3 protein-coding genes are annotated in these 5,493 nt (G+C 44.4%); all 3 read left to right on the top strand.

The annotated features are described in order from the left end of the window. Positions 1-344, top strand: a 344-nt coding sequence (locus BM030_RS19385) for a hypothetical protein (RefSeq protein WP_211657671.1), incomplete at its 5' end; no start/stop codon positions are given. Between the two features lie 690 nt (positions 345-1,034). Next, entirely contained in the window at positions 1,035-4,841 is a 3,807-nt protein-coding gene (locus BM030_RS19380) for a hypothetical protein (protein WP_139215967.1), read from the top strand. Positions 4,842-5,119: 278 nt separating this feature from the next. Next, on the top strand, positions 5,120-5,493 hold a 374-nt coding region (locus BM030_RS19375; RefSeq protein ID WP_139215966.1), incomplete at its 3' end, for a hypothetical protein.

The following is a 5,493-nucleotide window of genomic DNA, read 5'->3' as shown; positions in this document are numbered from 1 at the left end:
GAATATTAAGTCTTCTAGAAAGGTTTTACAGTTCTGACAATAATCAGTCTATATACTCCCTGTTGCGAAATACCGGCTATTTTGAATCGCATAGCAATATCAATGAGAACTCAATAAAAGAAGCGTTGGAACAACATCCGCAGTATGTAGATCAATGGTTGCAATGGTCAGAAGATAAACGAGTTGATTCAGGTTGGTTCTTCTTTATACAAAACGATCGGAAATATCTGGTAGGTTTTTTAGATGCCGATAAAGGCACTACCGAAAAAATGGAATACTCTGACAGAAAGAGTGCTTGTGCTGTTTTTATTAAACGGGAGTTGGAAAGTATCAGAATAGGTTGAAATGAGACATCTACTAAGATATAAAATAAACTTGTTGTTAAGAATGCTTTTCATTCTCGCGAGCTTTTTTGTTTTTCAAAGTAGCATCATACCTGTTTCAGCAAGTCCGGTCGTTTTTGACCAACATCATCATATTGGTAGTCCAGGAATCTACACTTATGATGAAATTGAAATCTCAGCCTGGACAGTCAACTGATTGGAATTCTTTAGTTTTGGGTGTAGCTAGCTAAGGAGAGATTACAGCTGCATTACAGCCATTCAGAGCTGTTCCGGCAGCTGCTGCGCTACGGTGATACGGCATCCAACCGGCAGCTCAACAGCAACATATCTTCCACTAGGGATTCATGCGGTGGGCAACACAGGCAACCCGCTTTAGGAGTGATCAAAGTTTAATAGAAATCAATACCAAAGACTGATTTCAGGATTACTTGGGCTGCGGCCTGAACGTGTTGTGTTTCGCCGTCCAAGCTTAGATTTGACGATTATAACCATAGGTTATCAAATTTATAACCAAACCCGATCATATTCATAACCAAAACCTATAATTACTTATTGATTTATCATGTAATATTGCCTTGTCGGTAGCAGGTGTGATTTGCAATGACAATTGAATACAAGTACAGCGGAAAAATACAATAAACGGCTGCTGGTATCGCAAATAGCCAAGCAAGAACTTTAACTCATTTTCTCATGAAAAAGATAAATCGAGTACTGATAGCAGTGTGTACATCAGGTATGTTGCCCGCATTATGTCAGGGGCAGGTAAACAACATCGTCCCGGTTTCACCTGAAGCGGCGGCGTTAGGTAAAATGGTGAATTACCCAGTAAACCTCAATACGGGTATCCCAGATATCAATATTCCGTTACATGAAATCAGCATCGGTGGGCTGAAGCTTCATGTTACCCTGTATTACCATGCTGGCGGATTTAAAATCAATGAACAGGCTACGCGTGTCGGGCTTGGATGGTCATTGAGTACTGACCTGCAAATTACCAGGACAATTAATGATAAAGATGATTTTCATCCACAGGGCTATATCAACAATAATCTGATGAAAGCGTTTTACCATAATCAAGACGCTTATGGCTATCCGCTGTCGGGTGGGGAGTACCCTAACGCAAATGCTTACTACCTTGCGTTTGGCCAACGCGATGGTATGCCCGACAAGTTTAATTACCGATTATTGAACAAATCTGGGTCATTTTATTTCCAAAAGAACGACTCAGGTACGGGCTACACAATTGTGCCCGTGCCTTATGATAATGTGAAGATCCAATATGAAAATGGACGCTTCATCATTACCGATACAGATGGAACGGTTTACTATTTCGGTGATCCTGGAGGTGGAGGCTCTGTAGACCAGCTATTGGCTCGGGGCCGGGAACTAACGAATGAGACGGTGACGGCTTGGCGTTGTAAACGGATACAAAGTTCTTCAGGTATCGACGACATTCTGTTTTCCTATACACCCAAAATGATGGCCGAATATGTTGAGTACACCGATTATGTAGAATATTATGAAAATGACAATCCCTGTAACTTGACCAATTATTACCGGTCAGACCAACATCCAATGACCCTTAATAATCTCAGTTACGAGAATCTTGTGACTATGATACCATTTTATCAAATATCTTCGCCGAAATATATGGAGGTGACAGCCGGAGTAAGCCCAGGGGCGAAGTTCCATGTTCCTTATTTGGATGCTCAACAGAATGTGGTAGACAAGGTTTACCCGAGTGAGAACATCGCGGGAGTGAGACGATCAGAAATCAGGGGACTGTCGGTTTCTGAAATATCCTTTAGAGGAGGTAAACTGATATTTGACGGTATCGACAACCTTAACAGCATTCGTTTGCTAGATAGAAACGGGATAGAAGTGAAGTCTTGGCATTTTTTCCAGTCCTACGAAAATGCTTGGTATTACCCACATGCAACAACCGCTTACAATGGTGCCGGATTTCAGGGCACGAGGTATCTCGACTCGCTGCATGTCAGGCATGGAACCGAAACCTATGAATGTTACAGATTAATGTACAGGAATAAGTTTTGCTTTGGCAATCATTTAAAAGGCCATGATGTTTGGGGATACTGTAATGCCAACACCCGAGAACGGAATTGGGGAGGTTTAGTCTCGTTGCCGTTGACCGCTGTTACAGCCTCACGCTACTATTTTAGCATCAATTATGGTTGTATGGATTTCGCAAGTAATGTGAACATCAGCTTCGGGGGCCACGACCGATGGGCCGAAAAGCCTGATGAAGAGGCGATGAAGCGCGGTATATTGGAACGTATTGTGTATCCGACCGGTGGATCGGTGAGTTTCGACTTCGAGGCGAACAGATATCAGGAGCGCTTCACTGGTATCTTTCATGAACAGTTGATCCCCCAATTATGTGGTGGTTTGCGCATACGAAACATTAGCTATTACGATGCGGGGGCTACTTTGCCGTCTACAATGGTGTATTACAGGTATGGAGATTTGGAGGAAGGGACTGGTGTACTGTGTAATCGACCTCAGCTAACAACAGAACCACTGCGGCATAGCTATGATGCGGTAAAGTTTCAGCAAGATATTCTGTATTTGGCTACCGTGTATACGGGCCCGTATACCGGTCCTTGTTTGGACCGTAGTTGTTTAGCAATTCGGAATATTGAATCAAAAACGACTTATAGGCCCGCGTCAGTGCTTGATTATACGTATTCGAACGGGTCACCAATTTATTATACCAAGGTAACAACTTACAACCGGGATTTAGGTGAAAATACGGGGAAGACGGTAACTGAGTTTTATTCACCAGAGACCTTTCTAGATGGATGGTCACGACATCTGTTGAATGATCGGTTGATTGAAGGCACCAATATTTCGTGGTTAAAGACCAACGGATTGATCGGTGCCCGTAAATCAGTGACCAATTACCGCTATAATAAAGACGTTCAGCGTTTTGAACCTATAAACCGCAGGCGTTTTGAATATATGGTTTCATGGCGGACACAACAACTCCGTGTGGTATTCGTGTTTCCACGGGTGCTATATCAAATTATTTCAGGCAATTTTGGGGGAAACTTATATGATAACGGTAAACCCTTTGCGGCGTCAATGCCTTATTGGCAACCTGATTTCATAATGGGGCAATATGGTATCCCGGTTGGAAGCTTGTTGTTGACTGCCGAAACAGAGGAATGGTTTGATGAAGATGAAGTACAAACACTCACTACGACATATCAATACGATAAACTTCCGAACTTTTTGAACCCGTCTCGCGTAATCTGGACAGATAGCAAAGGACATAGCATACGGAAGGATTTCCGGTATGCGTACGATTTGACTGGGGACGTGTATGGACAGATGGTTACTCGGAACATGGTCGGTTTGCTAATCGAGACGGTGGAAACAAATCAAACGTTAGGAGTGGAGCTATCTCGAGAACGCACAAATTATGCGGTATTTCCGGTAGGTTGGAGCCTTATTGCTCCAGCTTCTGTTGAACGTTCCGTAAAGGGTGAAGGGCTGGAAACTGATATTACCTTTAACGCTTATGATCAATACGGCAACGTCTTGCAATTAACTGAGCGTGACGGTATCACTACATCTTATCTTTGGGGCTACAATGCTTTATATCCGGTGGCCAGACTTCGCGGCGTTGATTATTCATCTATTCCTTCAGCTTATACTGCAAATGTGCAAGTGATGAATCCAGTTAGCGATGCGTCATTAAGGACGTTTCTTGACGGTTTACGCAATCATTTTTTGGGTGATCAGGAAGTAAGTTCATACACCTACAAACAGTACATCGGCCTAAGTAGCGAAACGCGGCCCAACGGTTTGACCAGCTTTTATGAATATGATGGGATAGGCAGGCTAGTGCTCGAAAGGGATCATGACCAAAATCTGACAAAAGAGTATGACTATAGTATTGTAGGGCCAAAACATGTGAGTTTACAGCATCGATATACCAACATTCCATTGATGCGAACGTATAATCTTTACTGCACGCAAAGTGGAGAGCCTGCCATGTACAATTACATGTTGCCTGGTGGTATGCATTCTGGAACTAGCCAAGCAGTTGCTGACGATGCTGCCCAAACGTCGCTTGATCAAGTGTTTCCGCACCCATCTATCTTTCCTTGCAACCCGATGGGTAACGCGGTACGGGTAGACTTCTTTGCAATGTACCACACAGCATTCGATCACCCTGAGAAAATGGAGGTCGATTTTCTCCAAAATGGCCATGTCGTTGCAACGCATACATTCCAGTATAATCACGTTTACAGCTATCCGATAGCTACGTCTACATTATATCTGCCAGCGGGGCAATACCAGATTAGCTTCCGTCCGAGTGCGGACGTCAATTATGACGAAAATTTCTTTATGGGTTATGGTATCATCACACATGAGACCTCTCAGCGGAATAGGTTGAGCTCGGGGGATACTTTTACTCTGCAGTATGGTCGAACATACGAAATTCGAGCAAGCAATTATGTGTTCCAATAGAGGTTTGAGTGACTGTCCACCCTTTAAATTGAAAGTGAAAAGAAGTGACACCAATTCTGTCACTGGATATGTCGAATGTAAAACTATGGCAGACAAGAACAGAACCGCGCCAGTTCAAATATTGGTACAAGCAATCAAGGGCTCTAAAAGGGTATCGCTGTACCATGGGCTCGGTCGGGGTGTGCCGGTCCCCTCTGTAATGAAATAGATTTTATACAGGAGGGGAGCGACGAGTACTATTTCAAGATTTTCACAACCTACTAATACATGGGCAAGATATGGAAGCTACAGGCTACCTTTTAGAACGCCATATGGGCGTTAAGCGTTTTTTTATGGCGGTCAATCGGTTACCGCTGCTGCTCCTGGCAGGGATACCCTGCGTCCAGGCGCATCCAGACAGCCTGGAGGCGACCCAGCAGGCGTCAGTACGGCCGAGCATCTCTTACCCGGTTCCTGCGTATGAGGCGGGGGGCAGGGGAGGATATGCCCTCACGTTCCCAGCGGGCAATGGCAGCAACGGAGTAGGCTTCAGCCAGACCCGCAATTATATCCTAAGAACAACCTACCTGGGGCGGTATACAACGCCTCCGGCGAACGCGCCGCTGGATTCCGTCATGCGTGACATCACGTATTTCGACGGTCTTGGCCGGCC

This window comes from Parapedobacter composti (assembly GCF_900112315.1).
Classification (GTDB): Bacteria; Bacteroidota; Bacteroidia; order Sphingobacteriales; family Sphingobacteriaceae; genus Parapedobacter; species Parapedobacter composti.
Note: the sequence above shows the minus strand (reverse complement) of the source record. Positions and strands in the feature narration are given on the sequence as shown.

What these genes read in the sequence shown, in the direction of transcription:
- BM030_RS19380 (WP_139215967.1), top strand. Translation starts at nt 1,035, where the DNA reads ATGAAAAAGATAAATCGAGTACTGATAGCAGTGTGTACATCAGGTATG.